This window comes from Paenibacillus castaneae, from assembly GCF_002884445.1.
GTDB classification, from domain to species: Bacteria; Bacillota; Bacilli; order Paenibacillales; family Paenibacillaceae; genus Pristimantibacillus; species Pristimantibacillus castaneae.
Genome location: NZ_KZ614144.1, coordinates 3,607,432 through 3,632,141 on the forward strand (window position 1 = coordinate 3,607,432; position 24,710 = coordinate 3,632,141).

General features: G+C 45.3%; 21 protein-coding genes. All 21 read right to left on the reverse strand.

Translation table 11 applies throughout. The features are described from left to right. Positions 1 to 1,275, reverse strand: a complete 1,275-nt coding sequence (gene yfmF, locus CEF13_RS16365; protein ID WP_102712050.1) for an EF-P 5-aminopentanol modification-associated protein YfmF — start codon at positions 1,273 to 1,275, stop codon at positions 1 to 3. 147 nt (positions 1,276 to 1,422) lie between these two features. Then, on the reverse strand, positions 1,423 to 2,184 hold the full coding sequence (gene sleB, locus CEF13_RS16370; protein WP_102712052.1) for a spore cortex-lytic enzyme: 762 nt from the start codon (positions 2,182 to 2,184) through the stop codon (positions 1,423 to 1,425). 119 nt (positions 2,185 to 2,303) lie between these two features. Continuing rightward, entirely contained in the window at positions 2,304 to 4,982 is a 2,679-nt protein-coding gene (locus tag CEF13_RS16375; RefSeq protein ID WP_102712054.1) for an FtsK/SpoIIIE family DNA translocase, read from the reverse strand. 69 nt (positions 4,983 to 5,051) lie between these two features. Then, a complete protein-coding gene (locus CEF13_RS16380) occupies positions 5,052 to 5,276 on the reverse strand; it encodes a YlzJ-like family protein (protein WP_102712056.1) in 225 nt (74 codons plus the stop codon). Continuing rightward, positions 5,273 to 6,010: a ClpP family protease gene (locus CEF13_RS16385; protein ID WP_146022774.1), complete on the reverse strand. Its 738-nt coding sequence runs from the start codon at positions 6,008 to 6,010 to the stop codon at positions 5,273 to 5,275. Before CEF13_RS16385 ends, CEF13_RS16380 begins: the two co-directional genes overlap by 4 nt. Before the next feature lie 178 nt (positions 6,011 to 6,188). Then, on the reverse strand, positions 6,189 to 7,868 hold the full coding sequence (locus CEF13_RS16390; protein ID WP_102712060.1) for a ribonuclease J: 1,680 nt from the start codon (positions 7,866 to 7,868) through the stop codon (positions 6,189 to 6,191). Between the two features lie 402 nt (positions 7,869 to 8,270). Further along, positions 8,271 to 9,146, reverse strand: a complete 876-nt coding sequence (dapA, locus tag CEF13_RS16395) for a 4-hydroxy-tetrahydrodipicolinate synthase (RefSeq protein ID WP_102712062.1) — start codon at positions 9,144 to 9,146, stop codon at positions 8,271 to 8,273. A 26-nt stretch (positions 9,147 to 9,172) separates the two neighbouring features. Then, the gene (gene dapG / locus CEF13_RS16400; RefSeq protein WP_102712064.1) at positions 9,173 to 10,387 is read right to left on the reverse strand and encodes an aspartate kinase; all 1,215 of its coding nucleotides are present in this window, start codon (positions 10,385 to 10,387) and stop codon (positions 9,173 to 9,175) included. Positions 10,388 to 10,447: 60 nt separating this feature from the next. Continuing rightward, a complete protein-coding gene (locus CEF13_RS16405; protein ID WP_102712066.1) occupies positions 10,448 to 11,482 on the reverse strand; it encodes an aspartate-semialdehyde dehydrogenase in 1,035 nt (344 codons plus the stop codon). A 28-nt stretch (positions 11,483 to 11,510) separates the two neighbouring features. Continuing rightward, a complete protein-coding gene (locus CEF13_RS16410; RefSeq protein ID WP_102712068.1) occupies positions 11,511 to 12,101 on the reverse strand; it encodes a dipicolinate synthase subunit B in 591 nt (196 codons plus the stop codon). Continuing rightward, positions 12,098 to 12,997, reverse strand: coding sequence for a dipicolinate synthase subunit DpsA (gene dpsA / locus CEF13_RS16415; RefSeq protein WP_102712070.1), 900 nt, complete (start codon positions 12,995 to 12,997; stop codon positions 12,098 to 12,100). The genes CEF13_RS16410 and dpsA overlap by 4 nt, the downstream gene beginning before the upstream one ends. A gap of 125 nt (positions 12,998 to 13,122) precedes the next feature. Next, positions 13,123 to 13,566 carry a dUTP diphosphatase gene (dut, locus tag CEF13_RS16420; protein WP_102712072.1) on the reverse strand — a complete coding sequence of 148 codons (444 nt, stop codon included), beginning with the start codon at positions 13,564 to 13,566 and terminating at the stop codon, positions 13,123 to 13,125. Next, on the reverse strand, positions 13,547 to 14,815 hold the full coding sequence (locus CEF13_RS16425) for a M16 family metallopeptidase (protein WP_211297044.1): 1,269 nt from the start codon (positions 14,813 to 14,815) through the stop codon (positions 13,547 to 13,549). The genes dut and CEF13_RS16425 overlap by 20 nt, the downstream gene beginning before the upstream one ends. 74 nt (positions 14,816 to 14,889) lie before the next feature. Next, entirely contained in the window at positions 14,890 to 15,891 is a 1,002-nt protein-coding gene (locus tag CEF13_RS16430; protein WP_102712076.1) for a polysaccharide deacetylase family protein, read from the reverse strand. 210 nt (positions 15,892 to 16,101) lie between these two features. Then, the gene (gene pnp, locus CEF13_RS16435; protein ID WP_102712078.1) at positions 16,102 to 18,201 is read right to left on the reverse strand and encodes a polyribonucleotide nucleotidyltransferase; all 2,100 of its coding nucleotides are present in this window, start codon (positions 18,199 to 18,201) and stop codon (positions 16,102 to 16,104) included. Between the two features lie 147 nt (positions 18,202 to 18,348). Further along, positions 18,349 to 18,618 carry a 30S ribosomal protein S15 gene (gene rpsO / locus CEF13_RS16440; RefSeq protein ID WP_102712080.1) on the reverse strand — a complete coding sequence of 90 codons (270 nt, stop codon included), beginning with the start codon at positions 18,616 to 18,618 and terminating at the stop codon, positions 18,349 to 18,351. A 204-nt stretch (positions 18,619 to 18,822) separates the two neighbouring features. Next, positions 18,823 to 19,773 carry a bifunctional riboflavin kinase/FAD synthetase gene (locus tag CEF13_RS16445; protein ID WP_102712082.1) on the reverse strand — a complete coding sequence of 317 codons (951 nt, stop codon included), beginning with the start codon at positions 19,771 to 19,773 and terminating at the stop codon, positions 18,823 to 18,825. A gap of 43 nt (positions 19,774 to 19,816) precedes the next feature. After that, on the reverse strand, positions 19,817 to 20,719 hold the full coding sequence (gene truB, locus CEF13_RS29035; protein ID WP_208414371.1) for a tRNA pseudouridine(55) synthase TruB: 903 nt from the start codon (positions 20,717 to 20,719) through the stop codon (positions 19,817 to 19,819). Positions 20,720 to 20,731: 12 nt separating this feature from the next. After that, complete coding sequence (locus tag CEF13_RS29040; RefSeq protein WP_424991947.1) at positions 20,732 to 21,721, reverse strand: DHH family phosphoesterase; 990 nt, start codon at positions 21,719 to 21,721, stop codon at positions 20,732 to 20,734. Next, on the reverse strand, positions 21,721 to 22,074 hold the full coding sequence (rbfA, locus tag CEF13_RS16455; RefSeq protein WP_102712084.1) for a 30S ribosome-binding factor RbfA: 354 nt from the start codon (positions 22,072 to 22,074) through the stop codon (positions 21,721 to 21,723). Before rbfA ends, CEF13_RS29040 begins: the two co-directional genes overlap by 1 nt. 7 nt (positions 22,075 to 22,081) lie before the next feature. After that, positions 22,082 to 24,652, reverse strand: coding sequence for a translation initiation factor IF-2 (infB, locus tag CEF13_RS16460; RefSeq protein ID WP_243864359.1), 2,571 nt, complete (start codon positions 24,650 to 24,652; stop codon positions 22,082 to 22,084). Positions 24,653 to 24,710 lie beyond the last annotated feature (58 nt).

Sequence of the window (24,710 nt, forward strand, 5' to 3'; positions counted from 1 at the left end):
TTATGCCTCCTTTCGATCGCGTAAAAAGTAAATCGTATCCAGCTGCACGCGATCCGCTACCTTGACAATGTCTTCGGCGGTGACTGCTTGAACTTGTTCAAGCAGCTGCTGTGCGCTGCGCTGCTTGCCAGTCAATACACTATTGAAATCGTAAGCAATCATCTCATAAGCTGAATCCTGAAGCTCGCGAAGATGATTGGAGATCATCGCTTTCGTCTGGTTAAGCTCCAGTTCCGACAGCTTTCCTTGACGCATGCTTTCAAGCTGCTCTTCGATAATGGCAAGCGCACGCTCATAATTTGCGAATTCAATGCCCGATTGAATGGTGCACAAGCCTTTATGCCCATCCAGACGGGATGCCGCATAATAAGCCAAGCTTTCTTTCTCCCGAACATTCAAGAAAAGCTTGGAGTGCGGATACCCGCCGAGAATCCCATTGTACATAAGAGCGGCCGGGTATTCTTCATCCTCATAACCGACTCCAATACGAAGACCCAAGTTCAGCTTGCCTTGGCTGACCTCCATACGTTCTGTCACTTTCTTCACTTCTTGAACCTTATGTTCAATATTTGGCTTCGAATACGGAGAAGGCGAGCCAGTCTTCAGCCTAAACGCTTCTGTAACAAGTCCAGTTACCTCTTCTAGCGTCGTATCGCCTACAACATACAAATCTAGCGCTGCGTTATCCAGCCATTGCTCATAGTGCTCAAACAAGGCAGCAGGCGTTATGGCATCGATATCTTCTTTTCTTCCAAGCGGATGCAGGCGGTATGGTTCATCCGCACACATGACCTCTAAGCAGCGTTCAGCCGCATATCGAATTTTATCATTCACGATGGCATCAAGGCGTTTTTTGAGTGTTATTTTTTCTGCTTCTACATATTTTTTGTTGAATCCGCCGTTCTCCAGCAAAGGGTTTGTAAGAACATCACCTAAAAATTGAAGGGATTCAGAAAGCAAAGAGCTATTCGATGACACGAATTTATCATTTATAACATCCATACGGAATTGGACAATTTGAGAATCGCCTCTTTTGTAAACGTCGAAGCCAAAGCCGGCTCCATATAAATCATCAAGCTTCTCGCGGAAAGCAATCGTCTCGGGCGTATTAGCAGTTCCTCTTCTAAGAACAAAGGGAATAAGCGCTACCGGCGTAACCGTTGCTTCCTCAAGGGTAAGGCCTGCAAATAAAGAAATCGCAAACGTTTTGAATCGTTTAGTTGGCAGCACATGCAGCCTTATACGCTGCAGCTGGCCTCTTTCGAATTGGGTCACTCGGTTTGCTCCTTTCAACGGCGCGTTATAGAGTAAATCTATTCCATTAGGCAATTCCCTATACCATTCTAACCTATCGGAAATGGAAGAAGCAACCGCTGCTGCTCAAGGCAGTACGGCTGCTTCCATCCATTTAACAGTGTATGGTTATATACAGAAAATATGCTTGCCGATCGTCTTGATCTGTGTTCGAGTCCAAATCCATTTTGACGTAGCCGTATCCGGGTTGAAGTAGTAAATACAACCTCCTGACGGATCCATTCCATTTAGAGCATCTTCAACTGCTTCTCTTGCTTTGGCATTTGGTGTTAGCCAAATTTGCCCGTCAGCAACCGCAGTGAATGCGCCAGGCTGAAAAATAACGCCATAGATCGTGTTCGGAAAGCTTGGCGATTTGAGTCGATTGAGTATAACAGCAGCTACAGCTACTTGTCCCTCGTACGGCTCACCGCGTGATTCACCGTATACGGCATTGGCCATAATCTTCAGATCATTTTCTGTTAAATTCAGCCTGTTTGACGTCGGCATGTTTTCTTTGGAGCCAGAGCCGGTATTAGACGCAGGAGGCGATGTTGTTTCTGAGGGCGCCCATGCTTTCGTTGCTTCCCAAAGCTTTAGCTTTGTTTTTGCACCGACTACTCCGTCTGATTTCAATCCAAACTTCCATTGGAACCAGGTGACTGCATTTTTCGTGTCTGGTCCAAACTTTCCGTCAATCGGACCGTTGAAATAACCTAGATGCGTTAGACGTCCTTGCAGCTCATATACGTCTTGACCTGAGGAACCGACCTTTAGTGTTGCATTGCTGAATGTTTCTGTCGCTCCTCTATGTTCACCGCGCAGCAGCGAGAAGGAGCCGAACAATAGCAGTACAATAATCGAGGTCACCACAATCAAACGATTTCTCATGATGGGATCTGCCTTTCTCTTGCAAGTTAGTTCGCTTAAGGTAGCGTTACCTAACTTTAGTATGAGAAAAGCATCCCTTTTCTATGCATTTATATCCCGATTCATACAATCAACGGAAATTATGAGCTGATTTGTCCCGCTTGATATTGATCCATTGTAATTAATACTTCACGGGGCTTACTGCCCTCATAAGGTCCTACGATAGAACGGGCTTCCATTTGGTCAATTAATCTAGCCGCTCTCGTATAACCAATTCTCATTCTGCGCTGCAGCAGAGAAACGGAAGCTTGCTTGGCATCCAAAATAATTTGCACCGCCTGATCATAAAGCTCGTCCAGTATCTCGGCAGGATCATTGGATTCTTCCTCCACCTCAGGTACCAGGTCTTCCTTGTATTCTGCTTCTGCTTGTCCACGAGCATATGTAACCAAATGTTCCACTTCCTGATCCGATAAGAAGGCTCCCTGCACCCTAATCGGCTTGGACATGCCTACAGGCAAGAAGAGCATATCGCCGCGTCCCAGCAGCTTCTCGGCTCCTACCATATCCAGTATAGTCCTCGAGTCAACCTGCGAGGATACGCCGAAAGCAATACGCGAAGGGATATTAGCTTTAATGACTCCTGTTATGACATCGACTGAAGGCCGCTGCGTTGCAATAATAAGGTGTATACCCGCTGCACGTGCCATTTGGGCAAGCCTCGCAATGGAATCCTCAACATCATTGGCAGCAACCATCATTAAGTCAGCCAGCTCATCAACAATAACAACGATATATGGCAGCACTGCGGCTGGATTATCAGCCATTAAAGTATTATAGCCTTCAATATTGCGCGTAGCTGATTTAGAAAAGAGCTCATACCGCTTCTCCATTTCCACTACAATTTTTTTCAATGCGAGCGAAGCACGTTTCGGATTCGTTACAACCGGCGCAAGCAAGTGTGGAATGCCATTATACACATTTAATTCCACCATCTTCGGATCAATCATAAGAAATTTCACTTCATCAGGAGTAGCCTTATACAAAATGCTCGTAATAATGCCGTTAATACAAACTGATTTTCCTGATCCCGTTGCACCAGCAACAAGCAAATGCGGCATTTTGGCTAAATTGCCTACAATCGTCTGGCCTGATATATCACGGCCGAAGGCGATTGATAATTTTGAAGCCGAATTTTGGAAAGTAGCTGTTTCCATAACCTCCCGCATCGTAACAACCGATACTTCCATATTAGGCACTTCAATTCCGATTGCCGATTTTCCGGGAATTGGCGCTTCCATCCGGATGTCTTTGGCTGCAAGCGCAAGTGCAATATCATCCGTTAAGCCTACGATCCGGCTAACTTTAACACCTGTAGCTGGCTGCACCTCATAGCGAGTAACAGCAGGCCCGCGAACAACATCAAGTACTTTAGCACGCACGCCAAAGCTCTCAAGCGTTGCTTCCAGCTTTCTTCTTGAATCATACATGTCGGTAGCGTCCGCATTTCTCGCCAGCTGATTCGGTTTGGTCAGCAATGAAAAGGGAGGAAGCAAATAAGGCTTGACCGTATTTGCCTCCACTTCTGTGATCGGTCGCTTCGGCGCATTGTCGTTTGGAGATGAACTGCTGTTCACATCCAATACTAAAACTTCAGATGCTTCTACTGGGCTCGGTACAGCTTCCATTGCAAACTCTTCTGGAAGCTGATCTTCTTCTATATCATCGATTTCTGCTCCGTCTGCAGGCTCCACATCCTCAGCAGGATTGCTGCTGTCCCATACTGCTGTAGGAAGTTCTTCAGGCTGTGCTGGATCAGTGACCAAGCTTGGTTTCGCATCATCCCAAGGGGCGTGGTCATTCTGATCTAAATCGATATTGTCCGTATTAGGCAATGAAACGCCTGTGCTTTCCCACGGCTGTTCATAATCAGTATCCCATGCTGGCTTGCTGTTTCTATTGATTACAGACGTATTGGGCTCAATGTCCCATTCATCATGATCCGCCTGCTCGCTAGATTGTTTCTGCGCCTGCTGCTCCTGTTTCCAAGAGAAAAACAAAGACCGCTTCTTCTTAGGCGGTGAAATAACGTAACTGTCATGATCATCATCCATCTTATCATCTTCATCATCAGCATCCGTGTGAGCGACAGCAGCATTGGCAACTGCCGCAGCGCGCAGGGATGAGCGCTTTGCCCATTTCGCCCCTAACAATTTGAACATTCGCTGAGCCTTGGACGTAGTCATTCTACCAAGCTCTACATAAGATTTGCCTGTCATCAACATGATCGAGATCGCAAACATCACAAACATGATTAACTTAGCGCCGTAATAGCCAAAAAGAGAGAAAAACAAAGAATATTGAATAGCGCCGACATATCCGCCGCTAATTTCTTTGTCTCTTATTGGTGAATCACCATTAGTTGAAACCTGAATTAACGACGATTTCATATCCGAACTAAGCTGTGAGAATATCATGCCGCCACTCAAATCAGCTGCCGGACCGAGCTTCTGATCGATTTCAGAAATAGAGCTCATAAGCGTGAAAGCAAGCACAGCGATAAGAAGGCCGGTCCGTCTGTTAGTCCAGCCGCGCGGCCACGTTCGCTTGACCATAACCGTTAGTCCGATTACAATCCCTAATAAAGCTAGCACGAAATAAAACTTACCGAGCACAAGTCCAAATAATTTAGATAACGAGCGCCCAACAGCCGCTTCTCCAGACAGAGCGATGATTGATATAGTTATAAGCAGGATGCCGTATACTTCGTATTTTAGGTTTGTGCCAATCGATTTTTTGCGTCTCTTTTTCTTAGCCAAATCCGTCACCTCTGATAAAAGATTATACCATAGGTGGACAAATGTGCCTATGAGACATTCGTACGAACATCAGTTTGGAGTTGATTGATATCGAACAATCGAGCCAGGTGTAAAGCTCGGATTCAAATAATCATTCAAGCTGCAATCCAGGAGGCGAACAATTTTGCCCATATCGGCTGCGATCGGGACGACCTGCATCTTGATCCCGCTTACCCAAACTTCCTGTGTGGCCTCTACATCGTCCTCATAGCCCTTCAGAACAAGCTCAAGCGGCATAGTCGTATAGAGTGTCATTGTTGTGGTCCCTCCGTCGTTTTCCGCTGCTTATATATCTCAATCCGTTGATTCAGCTCACGCAGAGCTTCTCCTAAACCGCCTACTGCATCGATTAAGCCATGCTTTACCGCATCAGCTCCAATTACGGTTGTACCAATATCTCGCGTCAGATCGCCAGTCTTGAACATGAGTTCTTTAAAGGTATGCTCACTCACATTGGAGTGAGATGTTACAAAACGAATAATTCGCTCCTGCATTTTATCCAAGTATTCGAACGTTTGGGGCACACCGATAACTAAGCCGTTCAAGCGAATGGGGTGAATGGTCATTGTCGCAGTTTCCGCAATAAACGATTTGTCGCCAGCAACGGCAATGGGAACACCGATAGAATGTCCACCGCCAAGAACAAGTGTTACGGCTGGCTTGGACAAGGAAGATATCATTTCCGCAATGGCAAGCCCCGCTTCTACGTCGCCGCCTACCGTATTTAGAACGATAAATACGCCTTCGATTTTTTGGTTTTGTTCAGCTGCGATTAATTGTGGAATGACATGCTCGTATTTTGTCGTCTTGTTTTGCGGAGGAAGAACGAGATGTCCTTCTACTTGCCCAATAATGGTCATACAAAAAATGTTGGACTCCGCTGGTGCAGGCGTTGAGGTTTGACCTAGCTGCTGAATCGTATCCACGACTGGATTTCCTGTATTCTTCACATCACCGTTTGGTTCATTCTGTTCTGCTTCCAGATTCATATGCGTTTGCCACATCATATACAACCCCCTCATGTGAAATAATGCTCATCCTAGTATGGGGTCGTACATCAAATTTATGCACATTCATTACGCCAAAACCCAAAAAGAGGACCACTTGAGTCCGCCGCGGCATTAGGCGGATGGAACAAGCGATCCTCTAGATTATTCAAGTTTAATATTATACTTCCATAATGATAGGTAAAATCATCGGGCGGCGACGAGTTTGCTCGTACAGAAACCGACCAAGCGCATCTTTAACATTTGTTTTCAGAGATGCCCATTCATTGACTTTATCATTCATCAGACGTGTTAAAGTTGAAGTTACGATTCGGTTAGCCTCATCGAGCAGACCTTCCGATTCACGCACATATACGAAACCGCGAGAAATAATATCTGGGCCCGAAAGGATTGCGCCATCCTGCTTGCTGAGTGTAACAACGACGACCAATATACCGTCTTGAGACAATAGCTTACGGTCACGCAGTACGATATTTCCTACATCGCCTACACCGAGTCCATCTATTAAAACGTTTCCGGCTTGTACCTTTGAACCTTTTCGGCCAGTACCGTTCTGGAATTCAACTGTATCACCATTATCGATGACAAAAATATTGGAACGATCAATACCAACAGCCTCACCGAGCTTAGCATGTTGACGAAGCATACGATATTCACCGTGAATTGGAATAAAGTATTTAGGTTTAATTAGATTAAGCATAAGCTTTAATTCTTCTTGGCTTCCGTGTCCGGAAACGTGAACGCCAGATACGGATCCATTGCCATAAATGACATTAGCTCCTAAACGGAATAATTCATCGACTGTACGGCCAACATAACGCTCATTACCCGGAATTGGAGTTGCTGCAATAATAACCGTATCACCTGGCAAAATATCCACCTTGCGGTGTGTTGAACGTGCCATACGTGTAAGTGCTGACATTGGCTCTCCTTGACTGCCTGTACATAAAATGACAACACGATCTGCAGCCAATTTATTTACTTCTTCCGGTTCAATAATCATTCCTTCTGGAATATTTAAGTAACCAAGATCGGAAGCGATACCAACGACGTTAACCATACTGCGGCCAACAACAGCAATTTTGCGGCGTGTTGCGATTGCTGCATTAATAATTTGTTGAATCCGGTGTACATTGGAAGCAAACGTAGCTACAACTACACGCTGGGATGATTTACGGAAAATATCCTCTAGATTGTCTCCTACTTGAGCTTCAGATGGAGTATAACCTGGACGCTCTGCATTGGTACTGTCAGACAATAAAGCTAGAACTCCGCGTTTACCAATTTCAGCGATGCGCTGCAAATCAGCGAATTGCTCGTTAACTGGAGTATGATCAAATTTGAAGTCACCAGTATGAACGACTGTTCCTTCCGGTGTATCCAAGCTTACGCCAACGGAATCTGGAATACTGTGGTTTGTTCTGAAGAACGAAGCACGGATCGAGCCTAATTGAATTTCGCTTTCTGCATTAATAAGGATACGTTTTGTTTCCCCAAGCAAACCAGCTTCCTTCAATTTCCCTTCAATAAGTCCTAGTGTTAGTTTTGTTGCATAAAGCGGCACATTTAAGCTTTTCAGTACGTATGGCAATCCGCCGATGTGATCCTCATGACCGTGAGTAATGATAATTCCGCGAACTTTATCACGATTTTCAGTCAAGTATGAAATATCCGGAATAACTATATCGATACCGAGCATGTCCTCTTCTGGAAACTTCAATCCCGAGTCAACTACAACAATGTCATTATTGTACTGAATGACGTACATATTTTTTCCAATCTCGCCTACTCCGCCTAGTGCAAAAATGAGCAATTTATCTTGATTGTTCTTCTTAGACAAGTGTATCTTTACCTCCTTAAAATTTTGCGAAGCATAGCTGCTTCGTAATCATTTTGTTATATTTTGTATTTTGCATTGCTTAAGTGATTCAAGAGCATTCTTGAATAGCGAAGCTTAAAGGTTCGCTATCATGTATTGATTTCTTGAAACTTATGGCTTTCAATCATAATTCTGGTGTTGTGATGCCAAACCATTTTATAACCATATGGTTGTAATCGTCAGATGCCGCTCTGACGTTTTATTCATATCTAAATATTTGCCGCACCCAGTCACTTGAACTCATTATACATGAAGAAAAAGCTGGAATACAAGTGAAACCCGTTAAAGCTATTATCCAATATGTTTCCCAAAAAAATAAAACCGATGCTGAAAGCACCGGCTGCAATCAATGAAATCGTCTATTTATACGATCAAATTGCGTAAGAATGCGGCTTCTTGCTCGTTTGCTTCAACAAGCGGAAGTCTAACTCCACCGACCGAAAATCCCTTCAATCCTAATGCGTATTTAACTGCAACTGGGTTTGGAACAGGATGAGGACAATGGAAAAGTCCTTTAAAGATTGGAAACAATGTTCCATTAAGGCGAGCCGCCTCCTGAACATCCCCATTCACGTAAGATTGAATAAGCTGTTTCATTTGTGCACCGATAATATGGCTGGCAACACTAATTATTCCATATGCGCCAATAGCCAATGTCGGCAATGTAGCACTGTCATCACCGCTATATACGAGGAAACCGGCAGGAGCGCCGCTAATAATTTGTGTTAATTGATCCGTTGATGCACAATCCTTCGTCGCCACGATATTGTTAATCTCTGCCAAGCGAAGAGTTGTTTCGACCGAAATATTGACACCTGTCCGGCCTTCTACGTTATACAATATAACCGGCAATGCTGTTGCTTCCGCAACCGCCTTGAAATGCTGATAGAGCCCTTCTTGGCTGGGACGGTTATAATAAGGCGCAACAAGCAAAATACCGTCTACGCCCGCTTTCTCTGCATTCTGAGTCAAATGGATGGAATGGGCCGTGTTATTGCTGCCCGTACCGGCAATAATCTTGCAACGTCCATTCGCGTGCTTAACAGCAAATCGAAACAGCTCCAACTTCTCATCATCAGAGAGCGTCGGCGATTCTCCAGTAGTTCCGGATACGACAAGACTATCGCTTTGCTGCTCCTCAATTAAATAATCAATTAATCGGCCTGTCGTTTGCCAATCAATTTGCCCGTCCGCATCGAAAGGGGTTACCATTGCGGTAATCAATCTTCCAAATTCCATTTGAATTCCTCCTAAAGTGTTGCTCTCTATCGATGAAGCTCGAACTTCGCGTGGAGAGAGCGTAATGCCTCCGCCATATCCGCTTCACGAACGAGCACCCAAATCGTTGTATTTGAATCAGCAGATTGCATGATCGGTATCCCCCGCTCCGTCAACGCTTCCACTATCCGCGCCATGACGCCAGGTTCTCCATTCATGCCACCGCCTATTACTGAAACCTTTGCACAGCTGTTTATGGCAGAAGGCGCGAAGCCGCCTTCTTTCAGTACCTCGACAGCCCGCTTCGCATCTTTGTCAAAAACAGTATAAATAGCGCCGCTAGGCGTTACATTAATAAAGTCGACGCTAATACGATGCCTAGCCATAGATTGAAAAACCTGCAGCTGCACATCATCTCGACCTTCAATTGCTTTCACTGAAATTTGAGTAATACCGGAAACATGTGCAATACCCGTCACATGTCTGTCTTTTACCATTAAATCAGCTTTCATTTCGAGGGAATCCGTAACGAGAGTACCTGTATCCTCCGTAAAGGTGGAACGTACCCGAAGAGGAATCCGAGCCTGCTGCGCGATTTCAACAGCTCTTGGATGAATAACTTTGGCACCTTGGCGTGCCATATTGCATATTTCCGCATACGTTACAATCGGCAAAGGCTTAGCTTCTTGTACGATGCGGGGATCGGCTGTCAATATACCGCTAACATCTGTATAAATTTCAACAAGCTCCGCACGCAGCGCAGCGCCTAGCGCAGTAGCGGATGTATCACTGCCGCCGCGTCCAAGCGTGGTCAAATCTCCCTGTACCGTGCTGCCTTGGAAGCCCGTAACGATTACTACTTTCCCGGAATGAAGGTGACTCAGTATCTTCTCCGGATGAATTTCTTTAATTCTCGCTTGCCCGTACTGCTCGTCGGTAAGTATGCCCGCCTGTCCTCCAGTTAAAACAACGGCACTGATGCCGCTGTATGCCAGTACACTGCATAAAGCGGCTGCAGAAATAATTTCTCCGCAGCCTAACAGCATATCCCGCTCGCGTGCCGGCAATTGATCGCCGTTATCGCGAATGAGCTGCAGCAGCGTATCTGTCGCGTAAGGATCGCCTTGACGGCCCATCGCGGAAACTACGACTACTACAGCAAACCCGTTATTGCGTTCTCTACTGATATGACGGATAACATGTTCTCTGGCATGATCGGTTGATAGCGAGGTGCCCCCGAATTTCTGAATCAGGATGCGCATATAGTTATCCTCCGTAATCGATCCCTGGAAGAAGAAGCTTATTACCCCTTACTTAATAGTTTAACCTTTTGCAATATGTTCTGCGATTTGTACGGCATTCCAAGCTGCGCCTTTGAGCAGGTTATCGGAGACGATCCACATATTAAGTCCGCGCTCATGACCAAGGTCACGTCTCAAGCGACCGACAAATACATCCGGTTTGCCGGCAGCATCTGTCGCTAGCGGGTATTGCTGATTCGCAGGATCATCAACGAGCGTAATGCCCGGAGCATCCGCTAAGAGCTGCTTGACTTCTTCCAAATCGTAGTTGTTTTTAAGTTCAACAAATAAGGATTCCGAGTGACCGTAAACGACCGGGATACGTACGCAGGTTGCAGTAACCTCGATGGATTCATCACCCAATATTTTTTTTGTTTCACGAACCATTTTCATTTCCTCGAGCGTATAGCCGTTCTCTTGGAATTTATCGATTTGAGGGATAGCATTAAATGCGATTTGATGCTTCACAGGCAATGAGCCTACTGGCAAAATATCTGCATTTACATCCTCGCCATTTAGAACCGCTTGCGTCTGACGCAGCATTTCATCGATTGCACGGCTTCCGGCACCCGATACAGCTTGATAAGTGGATACAATTACACGCGAAATGCCATAACGATCCTGAAGCGGCTTAAGTGCTGCTACCATTTGAATGGTTGAGCAGTTCGGATTAGCGATTATGCCCTTATGCTCGCTAACCTTCTCGATATTCACCTCTGGAACAACAAGCGGTGTGTTCTCGTCCATGCGATAGGCATTCGTATTGTCAATGCAAACTGCGCCATGGCCGATAGCGTGCGAAGCCAAAGCTTTCGTAACATCTCCGCCTGCGCTGAATAAAGCGATTTCTACACCTTTAAAGCTATCCGGAGTAGCTTCTTGAACAGTAAGCTCTTCGCCTTTAAATGTAATTTTGGTGCCTGCTGAACGAGCAGACGATAATAGCTTAAGCTCTTGGATTGGGAAGTTTCTAGTCTCGAGTAATTTTAGTATTTGTTCCCCTACTGCGCCTGTTGCTCCTACTACAGCAACATTAAACATTTTCTGATTCGACATTTGTTGTCGTCTCCCCTCTCTGCATGTGTCAATGACTGCGTTCGACAAGAAGCGGCTGCAGCTGCTTCCCTTGAAGGGCTGCTTCGCAAGCTTCCATAATCAAGTCCATTCTTGCAACAAGCGAATTAGGCTTCTGCACAGGATTGTCTTGGCCGAACGGAACAAAATAAATATGTTTAGCCACTAGTAGCTTCGCTATGTTAGCGGCATTTAAACCTAATCCATCATTTGTCGAAATAGCAAGCACGAGTGGGCGGCCGTTACGCATTTGCGCTTTGGCAGCCATCAATACTGCGCTGTCCGTAATCGCGTTAGCTAATCTGCTAGTCGTATTCCCTGTACAAGGCGCTATTACTAGTACGTCTAGCAGCTTGGAAGGCCCTAGCGGCTCTGCCTGCACAATCGTGGATATCAGCTCGTTGCCTGTAATCGACTTCAACTGTGTCTGCCAGTCCTCAGAAGATCCAAATCTCGTGTCAGTTGTCATAATCGTATTCGAAACGATCGGCACTACATTCGCGCCCGCATCGACGAACCGTTTGATTTCAGGCATAACCTCAGCAAATGTACAGTGCGAGCCTGACAGAGCATAGCCCACTGTAATTTCAGACCAATTCATATCCCATTCCCCCGCTTAATCGTATCGTCCAAAATCAACTGTGATAAGCATTCCGCTATGATACGACCAGCTGTCTTAGGTGCGACGATACCGGGAAGTCCGGGTGCGAGCATTGCTTTAATTCCCCGCTTCTCAGCAAAGCGGAAATCCGTTCCGCCGGGCTTCGATGCGAGGTCAATTATTACGGCCCGCGAAGGTAGATTTGCGATAATTTGTGCTGTGACTATCATAGTCGGAATTGTATTAAAAAGCAAGTCAATATTGCTTACATGCTGCAACAAACCACTGATGTAGAAAGGCTCGAAGCCCATTTCTGCCGCCCGCGCAAAGTGCTCCGAACGCCGTACTCCCACCTTCACCTTAGCACCGATTCCCTGCAGTGTACGAGCCATTGTGAACCCTGTTCGACCAAACCCAAGCACCATAGCTGATGATCCATGAATCGTAATATCCGTATTTTGAATCGCCATCATTAAGGCGCCTTCTGCGGTTGGAATTGAGTTGTATATAGCGACATCATCACGATCAAACAGCTCGACTAAAGACAAAGATTGCAGCTCGCATAGTTTTCGCAAATATGGTTTGGCCATTCCCGTATACACTGTACAGTGCTTTGGCAGCTTTGCAATGTGGCTTTCAGTCAACTGCATCTGACGGTCACTGAACACCGCATCGATATATCCTTTCTCATCCGTGCCTACTGCAGGCAGCAGTAGGGCATCAACATTTTCAAAAAGCTGTTCTTCGAATTCTGCCTGCACGGCACCATCCAATGATGAATGCAGGCCGTCAAACCCCGAAATCGTAACAACAGCATCCAATTCAGTCAGCCTGCGGATGACTTCAAGCTGTCTTGCATCACCGCCAAGCAGAAGCACTTGAACGCCTGTTAGCATCAAGCTTCACTCCTTTCTTGCTATACACTCTAAACCATCTTATGCTTGCGCCCAGAGCGTGGTGAAGAATAAAAAAAGATCGGGCATTTGCCCGATCTTCACTGGAGTAATACTATGCTATTTAACTATACGCCCGTATGGCCAAAGCCGCCTGCGCCCCGAACGGTATCGGGTAATTGCATTGCTTCTTCAATGATTACTGCCGGTACCAGCTGAAATACCATCTGAGCAATTCGTTCACCGCGGGTTATCGTAAAAGGCTCTTGGCCCAAATTAATAAGCAGCACCTTAACTTCTCCACGGTAATCGGCATCGATCGTTCCTGGTGAATTCAAGCATGTGATGCCGTGCTTGTATGCAAGTCCACTGCGAGGTCTTATTTGTGCCTCCAGCTCACCCGGCATTGCCATCGCAAAGCCAGTAGGAATAAGCTGGCGCTCGCCCGGCTGCAGAACGACGGGCTCTCCTACCGCTGCTTGCAGATCAAATCCAGCAGCCCATTCTGACATTTTGCGCGGAATCGCGATATCTTCATTTCCTTCTAATCGTTTAAACAGTACTTGAAACAAATTGATTCCTCCCCAGTTGTTTAGCTGCCTTGTCGTTTGAACCAACCATAGCTACCGAGAATGGAACAGACAGCATTCGCTTTGTGACGTCAATCACATTTGACATTTGAACGGAATCAATCCGATTCAGCAGCTCATCAAGAGTATAATGCTGTCCAAGCATCAGCTCGTTTTTGCCTAGACGATTCATTCGGCTGCTTGTGCTCTCCAGGCTCAGAATAAGACTGCCCTTCAATTGCTCTTTGCCGCGGTGCAATTCGTCTTCACCTAGTCCCTTGACTGAAAGCTCATTCATTTGCTCCATCGTTAGATCGAGCACTTCCTTCGTCTGCTTAGGCGCTGTTCCTGCGTATAGAGTAAATAGTCCGGTATCCGCATATGAAGTGTGATAGGAATATACCGAATAAGCAAGTCCACGCTTCTCTCTAATCTCTTGGAACAGCCTGGAGCTCATACCGCCTCCAAGAGCGTTGTTGAGCAGGATCATCGCATAAAGATTTGAATCCGTAATGGAACAGCCTGGGAAAGATACGCAAATATGATTTTGCTCCGTCTTCTTTTTGTAGAATAAATAATCACCGTGGAAGGATGGAGCCTCGATTGTTTTCAAAGCAGGCTTGCTGTTTTTGAATTCACCGAAATATTTCTCCAATAAGGCAAGCAAGCTTGATTCTTCTACATTGCCGGCAACACTAATTACGGTATTCTCCAGCGTATACATCTCGTCCATATAACCGCGCAATGTATCCGAGGTCATAGCCGTCAAACGGTCTTCTAGCCCCAGAATAGAATAGGCAAGGGGATGGTCTCCGAATGCCGCCCGTGATGCTTCATCATGAACCTTATCATCCGGTGTATCCTCATACATCGAAATCTCTTCCAGAATAACATTTTTTTCTTTCGCCAGCTCTTCCGGATCGAGTTGTGAATGAAAGAACATATCCGACAAGGCATCGACTGCCAGCGGCAGATGCTCATCCAACACTTTAGCGAAATAACATGTATATTCTTTGGATGTGAATGCATTCACATTGCCGCCAATCCCATCAAACAAATCGGCAATATCCTTTGAAGTGCGATTCTCTGTCCCTTTAAACAGCATATGTTCAATAAAATGTGAGATCCCATTATTTTCAAGAGTCTCGTTACGCGAACCTGTCTTCACCCAAATACCGAACGAAACAGATCTTACAGTTGGGATATATTCAACGACAACGCGCAATCCATTGCTTAACGTATATTTATTCACTAATGATCCTCCTATAGTTTCTAAAAAAACGAATGTCGTATGCATGCACTTTGAACATGAATGTTTTTACTATATCAGAATCCGTCTGCACCCTCAACAGCAGGAGGTATACGCGCAGAAGAAAGCGTATCGCTAACCGTCCCGATAGAATAGCCTTTTGCTTTTGCCGAAGCGATCATGCCAGGTAAAGCATCTCGCGACGATGCCGTTGGATGCATCAGAATTAATGCGCCAGGTTCAAGCTTAGATGAAATTTTGCGAACAATGGATTCCGCAGATGGCTTCGTCCAATCCACCGTATCAATCGTCCACAGAACCGTCTTCAGGCCTTGCTCATGCGCAATTTGCACAGTAGCTTGATTAAAGGAGCCAGATGGCGGAGCAAACCACTTGTTCGATACATTCAGTGTCGTTTTCAATAAATCTTCTGTTTTCGCTATTTGCATATAGGCGTCATTGCGGTTTAATAATTTCATATCTGGGTGGGAATACGCATGATTGGACATCTCATGGCCTTCCGCTTGAATTTGCTTGGCGATTTCCGGATTTTTTTTCAACCAGCTGCCATCAAAAAAGAATGTAGCTTTTACATTTTGTCCCTTAAGTGTTTTTAAAATCGGTTCTATGTATTCATTGCCCCATGCCACATTAATCATAAAAGAAATCATTTTCTTATTAGGGTTGCCGCGATATATAGGATATGGACCGAGGTCATTCAGCGTTATTTTGGGTTCTACTTCCTTGTATATGAATCGGATATTGTCAGCCGAAGGCGCCAGCAAAGCAGTTTCAAGCGTTTTTTCCACATCAATCTCCAGCCCGTTATAGCCAGGAATTGCTTTCCAAACCCGATCAATTCGAGCATCGATCGGAGCTATATTTTGCTTCGCCGCTTCTGCGGTAATGATCGACAAGAGCCTTTGCCGCTTTGTATCCGATAAATCAATCTGGGAAGATGCCGCCCTTGCTTCTCCGTATTTTAATGAGGCAAGAAAACGTGATACATCTTGATTTATGCTCACGAAGACAAGCACCATGAGCATGCTTGCCGCAATCGTAACCGCTTTTCTTACCATCAACTTCCCCCACTCTCATATTCGATCCTCTGCTTCTACATTGTCCTCATAGAAAGCATTTAATCCATATGTATGAAAAATGGGACGAGATTATGCAGATCACTACAAGTTATGCAAAGCAAAAAAATGGTACGCTAAAAAAACAAAAAGAGTCAGATCGAATCTGGCTCTTTTTTCTCTTATTAACAAATCCGCTTGAGAACAAGCAGTTTATTGCGATGAAACTTCTGGTGTCATTAAAATTTTTGCAGACAAATTAATTCTGCCTTGTTGATCGATTTCTGTTACTTTAACTTTAATCTGATCACCAATGTTAACGACATCTTCTGTTTTCGCTACGCGCTCAGTAGAAAGCTGTGAAATATGGACAAGTCCATCTTTGTTCGGCAGAATCTCAACGAAAGCGCCGAATTTCTCAACACGCTTAACCGTACCGACATAAATTTCACCAACAACAACCTCTTTGACGATACCTTCGATAATCGATTTAGCTTTCTGGTTCATTTCCTCATTAGAGGATGCAATGAATACCATGCCATCTTGCTCGATATCGATTTTCACGCCGGTTTCTTCAATAATTTTATTAATAATTTTACCACCTGCACCAATGACATCACGGATTTTGTCCGGATTAATGCGAAGCGTCAAAATTTTCGGCGCGTATTTGGATAAGCTTGTCCGAGTTGTCGGCAGGCTTTCTAACATTTTGCCCAAAATGAAAATACGTCCTTGGCGTGCTTGCTCAAGAGCTTGCTCCAAAATAGCGCGGTTAATACCGGCAATCTTGATATCCATTTGAATAGCTGTAACGCCTTCAGCTGTACCAGCAACTTTAAAGTCCATATCTCCAAGATGATCTTCCATACCTTGAATATCGGAAAGGATAGCAAACTGATCGCCATCTTTGATTAGACCCATTGCAATACCTGCTACTGGCGCTTTAATCGGTACCCCAGCATCCATCATAGCTAGTGTGCTTGCACAAATACTTGCTTGTGAAGAAGATCCGTTCGATTCCAACACCTCAGAAACGAGACGAATCGTATAAGGGAATTCTGCTTCAGAAGGAATAACTTTGGATAGAGCACGCTCGCCTAGTGCGCCGTGACCAATCTCGCGGCGGCCTGGAGGACGGAGCGGACGAGCCTCGCCTACGCTGAACGGAGGAAAGTTGTAATGATGCATGAAACGTTTGGTTTCCTCTGGAGAAATACCATCCAGTATTTGAACGTCGCCCATCGCCCCAAGCGTACAAACGCTTAATGCTTGTGTTTGTCCACGTGTAAACAATCCTGTACCGTGAGTACGCGGTAGGATAGCTACATCACATTCAATTGGACGAATTTCATCAAGCGAACGGCCGTCAGGACGTACTTTATCATGAGAAATAAGACGGCGAACTTCTTCTTTAACGATATCATAAAGCACTTCTTTCACATCGGAAAGCAGCTCTGGCGTGTCCGCATATTGCTCTTCAAAGTGAGCAACAGCAGCGCTATTTACAGCATCTATCGCATCTTGACGCGCGTGCTTTTCTTCAACCTTAATCGCTTCTACCAATTGCGCGGATGCATAAGCACGAACATCTGCATTTACTTGTTCATTCACGGTATGTAGCTTAACTTCCATTTTTGGTTTTCCAGCAAGAGCTTGAAGCTCTTCAATTTTTGCGACGATTTTCTTAATTTCATCATGGCCGAACATAATAGCTTCAAGCATGACTGACTCAGAAACTTCATTCGCTTCCGCTTCTACCATCATAATCGCATCTTTGGTACCTGCAACCACAACGAAGATATCGGTTTGTTCATTCTGCTCAACTGTTGGATTAATAATGAATTGTCCGTTTATACGACCAACATTTACTCCGCCGATTGGACCGTCAAAAGGAACATCAGATATAGACAATGCAGCAGAGGTACCGATCATCGCCGCAATTTCCGGTGAACAATCCTGATCAACGCTCATTACCATATTCATTACTTGTACATCATTCCGGAAACCTTCAGGGAATAACGGACGAATAGGCCTGTCTGTAAGACGGCTGGACAAAATCGCCTTCTCGCTTGGACGGCCTTCACGTTTAATGAATCCACCTGGAATTTTACCAACAGCATACAAACGCTCTTCGTAGTTAACGGTTAGTGGAAAGAAATCCAAGTCCTTAGGACCTGCTGAAGCTGTTACTGTACATAATACGACTGTATCACCATATTGCACGGTTACCGCAGCATTCGCTTGCTTGGCAAGGCGGCCGGTCTCGATCGAAAGCGGTCTTCCGCCCACCATCATTTCAATTCGTTGTACCATTTAATCCCTCCTAGTAATTTATATTTGTTATATTTCAATTCATCTTAACTTTATTATGTGTCTTATCTATTACAAAAAGCAACCCGAATCCGCTTATCCGAATTTCCCGGACGGCGGACAACCAGGTTGCTTTTCATTACGCATGTTCTAACGACGTAGACCGAGTTTTTCGATCAATGCGCTGTAACGTCTAACATCATTGTTTTTCAAGTAAGCAAGCAGTTTACGACGCTGACCTACCATCTTGAGCAAACCACGACGGGAATGATGATCTTTCTTGTGCTCCCGCAAATGTTGAGTCAAGTTAACGATGTTTTCAGTCAGGATAGCGACTTGAACTTCCGGAGAACCCGTATCCGTTGCATGTGTCTTATGCGTGTCAATCAGTTCATGTTTACGTTCTTGTGTAATTGCCATCCTAATTCACCTCCTTCTAGATAATCGCCATTAGCCTCGCTGCCGTCGGTGAGATCGGACACCCAAGCTAAGGTTAAGTATGCGGTAGAGCGAACAAATAGTAAGTCTACTCACAACGTTGTAAAGTATAACACAAGTGATAGACAGTTGTCGAGTGTACCTCCTATTATTCATTCTAATAAGAAGTTCATCCGAGCCAATAGACTATGACTTGTTTCCTGTCAGCTCTCTTGCTTGAAGGGAGTCTGCCGTAATTTGCTGCACAAGCTCGTCAACCGAATTGAATTTACGTTCTGGCCTAATAAAGGAACGGAACTGGATTCGCAGCTGCTCGCCATAAATTTCATTATCGAAATCAAACAAGTGAGCCTCCATTACAGGCTGCACATCTTGTTTGTTGAAGGTTGGCTTCAATCCATGATTTAGAACTCCCGGATAGGCTTGATCGCCAAGCCAAGCCGTAATGGCATAAACGCCAAGCCGTGGCGAAACGTACGGCTGCTCCAATTGCAGATTAGCAGTGGGAAACCCGATGGTGCGTCCCCTTTTGTCGCCATGAACAATTAATCCAGTCACCTCATATGGCCGTCCAAGCAAGCGCTCAGCCATATCAAGATCACCTTGTTCAAGTGATTCTCTAATATATGTGCTGCTCACTTTAATTCCATTCTCAAAAAGCGGTTCAATGACATGTACTGCAATATCCGGCTGGCCTAATCGCTTCAAATCTTCTGTATTGCCCAAGCCGCGATGGCCGAAATTGAAATCAAAGCCAACAACAACCTGTTTCGCACGAAGTACACGTAATACTTCTTCTACGAAACGTTCAGGCGATACAGCAGCAAAATCAGCATCAAATCTCATAATAAACACAAGATCTACGCCAAGCTCTGCGAATAAAGCTGTTTTGACGTCTAAAGGCGTCAAACAACGATAGTATTGTTCTCCCTGTCCTAGTACTTCCTTAGGATGAGGATCAAAGGTTAGCACCGCTGATAGCATATCGGAATCCTTCGCCTCTTTTACCGCACGGCGAATGACATTTTGATGACCGCGATGTACGCCGTCAAAATGACCGATTGCTATGGAAAGCGGCTTGTCCAGCGATAACGTGGACAAACCGTTTAAAGGAAAACTTAAAGGTATAATTTCCAATGCCGACACACCTGCATTTCCTGTTAACTTTCTTATCGAGCTGTTAAGCTGAGAACACCTTTACCGGCTTGAATACAGCTGCTTTTAGGTCAATCTTAAATATTCCGAGGAAATTACGATCGCTATTATACAATCGAATAAGCTGTTCATCCTCGAACTTCGTATCATCCGAAGTCCCATAGGTCAAACTAACCTTTTGCCCTTGCAGCACCAATTTGCCAATAGAAACAGGAACGGTCGCTGACATTAGATGCGTAATAGCATCATCTGCTGCAATTAAATGCTTGTCAAGCTCACCAGATAGCTGAAGCTCCTCGATTTGCTCAAGAGTTAGACAGCTTTCTTTGGTAATACCGCCTGACATCGTTCTCGTCAACTGTGCCATTGCAGCCGGCACGCCAAGCGCCTTGCCAATATCGACGCATAAAGTGCGAATATAGGTACCCTTTGAACAAATAACAGAAAACCTAATTTGAGGATGTTCTAAATCCAGCTTTGTATCGATAAGCTCAATCCCATGGATCGTAACCGTCCGCGACTTGCGCTCTACTGTTTTCCCTTCTCTAGCAAGCTCATACAGCCGTTTGCCATCGACTTTGACAGCAGAGTACATAGGCGGGACCTGTTCAATCTCCCCAATAAATCGATTAAGAGTTTCGCGAACCTCATCGTCCGTTACATGAACAGACGCCTGTTGTTCAATGACCGTTCCGGTCAAGTCCTCCGTATCGGTTGCGATTCCAAGCTGCAGCACAGCTTCGTAAGACTTAGGACGCTCTTGCACGTATTCTACCACTCTGGTTGCCCGTCCTAGACATAATGGCAATACACCAGTCACCATAGGATCAAGCGTTCCAGCATGGCCGATTCGCTTCATCTTTAGTATGCGGCGAACTTTCGCTACTACATCGTGAGAAGTCCAGCCTTCAGGCTTCCAAACTGCCAAAATGCCGTCCACTTAAACCAACGCCTTTCTAACTGCTTCCACTAGCTCTGTAATGGCGTTCTGCAAAGGCCCTTCAAGTCGACAGCCCGCTGCTCTTATATGACCGCCTCCACCAAACAATTGTGCGACAGCAGCCACATTAGCTTTACCGGCTGAGCGAAGACTAGCCTTGACAGCGCCGTCATTCGTTTCTTTAAATAGAATGCCAACTTCAACACCATCAACATTTAGCGCATAATTGACAATTCCTTCAAGATCCTCAGGCACAGCACTTGTATCGCGTAAATCATCCTTGCCGATATAAACCCAACCTATTTGAAGATCTTCTGTAAACGTAAGCCTGTTTAATGAGATTTGTAGAAGCTTAAGCTTCGCCATCGTCATTTTCTCTAGCAGATGATCAGCCAGTTCATTGCCGGATACACCAAGTGCAAGGAGGCGTGAAGCAATCTCCATCACACGAGGGCTAGTATTGGAATAACGGAATCCGCCCGTGTCTGTCAGAAGACCTGTATAGATAGCCGTTGCACAGTTCAAATCTAGCGGAAGCTCCGCACGTTCAATTAAATCAAACAGTATTTCAACTGTAGCTGCTGCTTCAGAACGGATGACATTTACCGAGCCAAATCCATTATTCGTTGGATGATGATCGATATTGAGCAGCTTTGCTTCAGAAGCAAAGCTGCTCGCCACTTCACCGATACGTTTGAAATCTGCACAATCAACTGCAATAATCGCATCGTATTTCTGCTCTGACGGTGTCTGCTTGAAATTTACGATATCATGAAATTGGTGCAAATAGCTTAGTCTCGATGGAAGCTCGCCTTCGTTAATCAGTACTGCTGACTTTCCAAGCTTATGAAGCAGCCAGCCTACAACTACAGTAGAACTAATAGCATCACCATCTGGCTGAACATGCGATACGACAAGAAAATGATCATTACTTTTCATGAACGCGAGCGCACTATCTAGCTGCTTCAAATAGCTGTCTTGCATCGTCATCAAGCTTCATTCCCGTTATTGATTTTTTCGAGCAAAGCTTCAATCCGGCTTCCGTACTCAATACTGCTGTCGAATTTGAACAATAGTACCGGAGTATGACGAAGACGCATGCGTTTGCCAAGCTCGGAACGAATGAAGCCGGTACCGCTCGCTAATGCTTTAAGCGTTGCTTCCTTCTGCTCTTCGCTGCCCAAAACGCTCAGATATACTTTTGCTTGTGATAAATCATTAGTCGCTTCCACACTAGTTACGGTAATGAAACCGATTCTTGGATCTTTAAGTTCCGTTTGTATGATTTGGCTCAGCTCTTTTTTTATTTGTTCGCCGACCCGACCTACACGAATTTTCGCCATGCTACATTCACCTCTCTACTGATTCCATCACGAACGCTTCGATTGTGTCGCCTTCTCTAACGTCGTTGTAACGATCAAGTGTTATGCCGCATTCGTAGCCTTGTGCAACTTCCTTAGCATCGTCTTTGAAACGTTTAAGGGAATCAATCTTGCCTGTGTACACGACGATGCCGCTACGGATAAGACGTGCTTCAGCTGCGCGTGTAATTTTGCCGGACGTTACCATACAGCCTGCAATGGCTCCAACCTTAGTTACTTTAAACACGTTGCGCACTTCAGCATGGCCGATTACGACTTCTTTGAACACCGGATCCAGCATGCCCTTCATAGCTTGCTCAATTTCATCGATGACATTATAAATGATGCGGTGCATCCGAACGTCAACTTTTTCCTGAGCAATTGTAGCTTCAGCTTGCGGATCTGGACGAACGTTAAATCCGATTACGATCGCATTCGAAGCGGAAGCAAGAATAATATCCGATTCTGTGATTGCACCAGCGCCGCTGTGAATAATTTTCACTCGAACGCCTTCAATATCGATTTTTGCAAGTGATCCTTTAAGCGCTTCTGCCGAACCTTGAACGTCTGATTTAATGATCACGTTCAGATCTTTAATTTCACCATCTTTAATATGGCTATACAGATCCTCAAGCGTTACGCGCGTATTCGCACCCATCTCTGATTCACGATGTTTGATGGAACGACGATCAGCAATAGCACGTGCTTTGCGTTCGTCTTCAAATACCATGAACGGATCTCCAGCTTGCGGAACTTCTGTTAACCCTGTGATTTCTACAGGAGTAGAAGGTCCAGCTTCTTTTAAGCGGCGTCCTTTGTCGTTCACCATTGCTCTAATACGTCCGAAGCAATTGCCGGCAACAAAAGCATCGCCAATCTTCAATGTTCCGTGTTGAACGAGAATACGTGCAACCGGACCTTTACCTTTATCAAGCTCTGCTTCAATAACAGTAGCGCGAGCGCGTTTATTCGGGTTCGCTTTGTAATCATTCATTTCAGCAACGAGCAAAATCATTTCGAGCAAGCCTTCAAGGCCAATTCTTTGTTTAGCGGAAACTTCGACGAAAATAGTGTCGCCGCCCCACTCCTCGGGAACAAGCTCATATTCAGTCATCTCTTGCTTGATTTTATCAACGTTTGCTTCTGGTTTATCGATTTTGTTAACTGCAACGATAATAGGCACTCCGGCAGCCTTCGCATGGCTAATCGCTTCAACCGTTTGCGGCATAATACCGTCATCCGCTGCAACAACAATAATCGTAATATCCGTTACCTGTGCACCGCGGGCACGCATTAGCGTAAACGCTTCATGGCCAGGGGTATCGAGGAACGTAATTTTTTTGTGATTGATTTCAACTTGGTAAGCACCGATGTGCTGTGTAATTCCGCCAGCTTCGCCGCTAGTAACGCTTGTTTGACGGATAGCATCCAGCAAGGTTGTTTTACCATGGTCAACGTGACCCATAATCGTTACTACCGGTGGACGTGTTACTAAATCTTCTTCTTCGTCATTCTCTTCAACCGTTTCGAAAGAATCTTCTTCAACCGGTATTTTCACTTCAACTTCAACGCCGTAATCTGTAGCGATCAAGTGGATCGCATCCATATCGATTTCTTGGTTGATTGTCGCCATTACGCCGAGGAAAATAAGCTTTTTGATAACTTCTGAAGCATCTTTATGAAGCAACTTAGCCAATTCGCCAACAGTCATTGTACCGCGAACGATAATTTTCTTAGGCGTATTGTCTATTTTCTCGCGTGGAGGCTGCTGCTGCTGATACTTTCCACCGCGTCCTTTTGGACCACGATTGTTGTTGCCTCTAAATCCGCTTGTTTTACCGTCTTCAAACCGCTTTTGGCCTGGTCTTGCATTTTTCTTAGCATCGTCATTGCTGCGAGCTTGGCCTTGTGCTGGTCTGGAATCTGAGAAACGGCTAGTTCCTTGCGAAGCAGGACGATTTCCTGCTGGAGCGCTTGGACGGCTGCTGGCGCCGCCTGAGCTGCCTTGCGGTCCTCTGCTTTGTCCAGATGATGCAGGACGGCTTCCTTGACCGCCTTGTCCTTGTGCTGGACGGCTTGAGCTGGAGCCGCCTTGAGTCGGACGGTTTCCTTGTCCGCCTTGGCTTGGACGGCTTGCTCCGCCGCTGCTTTGTGCTGGACGATTCGCGCTGGATTGCTGCGCTGGACGATTTGTGCTTGATTGTTGTGCTGGACGGCTCGTTTGTTGTCCAGTTGGTCGTTGTTCAGTCTGCTGTTGGCTGCTTTGTGGTTTCGTATTGTTTGTATTAATAGAATTCATAGGCCCCTGTCTGTCTTGATTTATATTTTTATTTTCTTGTGCTGGCGGCTGCTGCGATTGCGGCCGGCTAGCTGCTGCCTGAGCGGATGAAACAGATACATTCGTGGATGTATCCTGTGCCCGTTTTGCGGCAGCGTTTGCTTTAATATTACGAAAAAATCCTTCAACCTTGTTTACCATTTCATTCTCCATAACACTCATATGGTTATTGACCGGTAAATCAAGCCGTTTAAGAATAGTAATAATTTCCTTGCTGCTCATATTGAGTGACTTGGCATACTCGTAAACACGCAGCTTATCTTTATTATCCTTGCTGTCT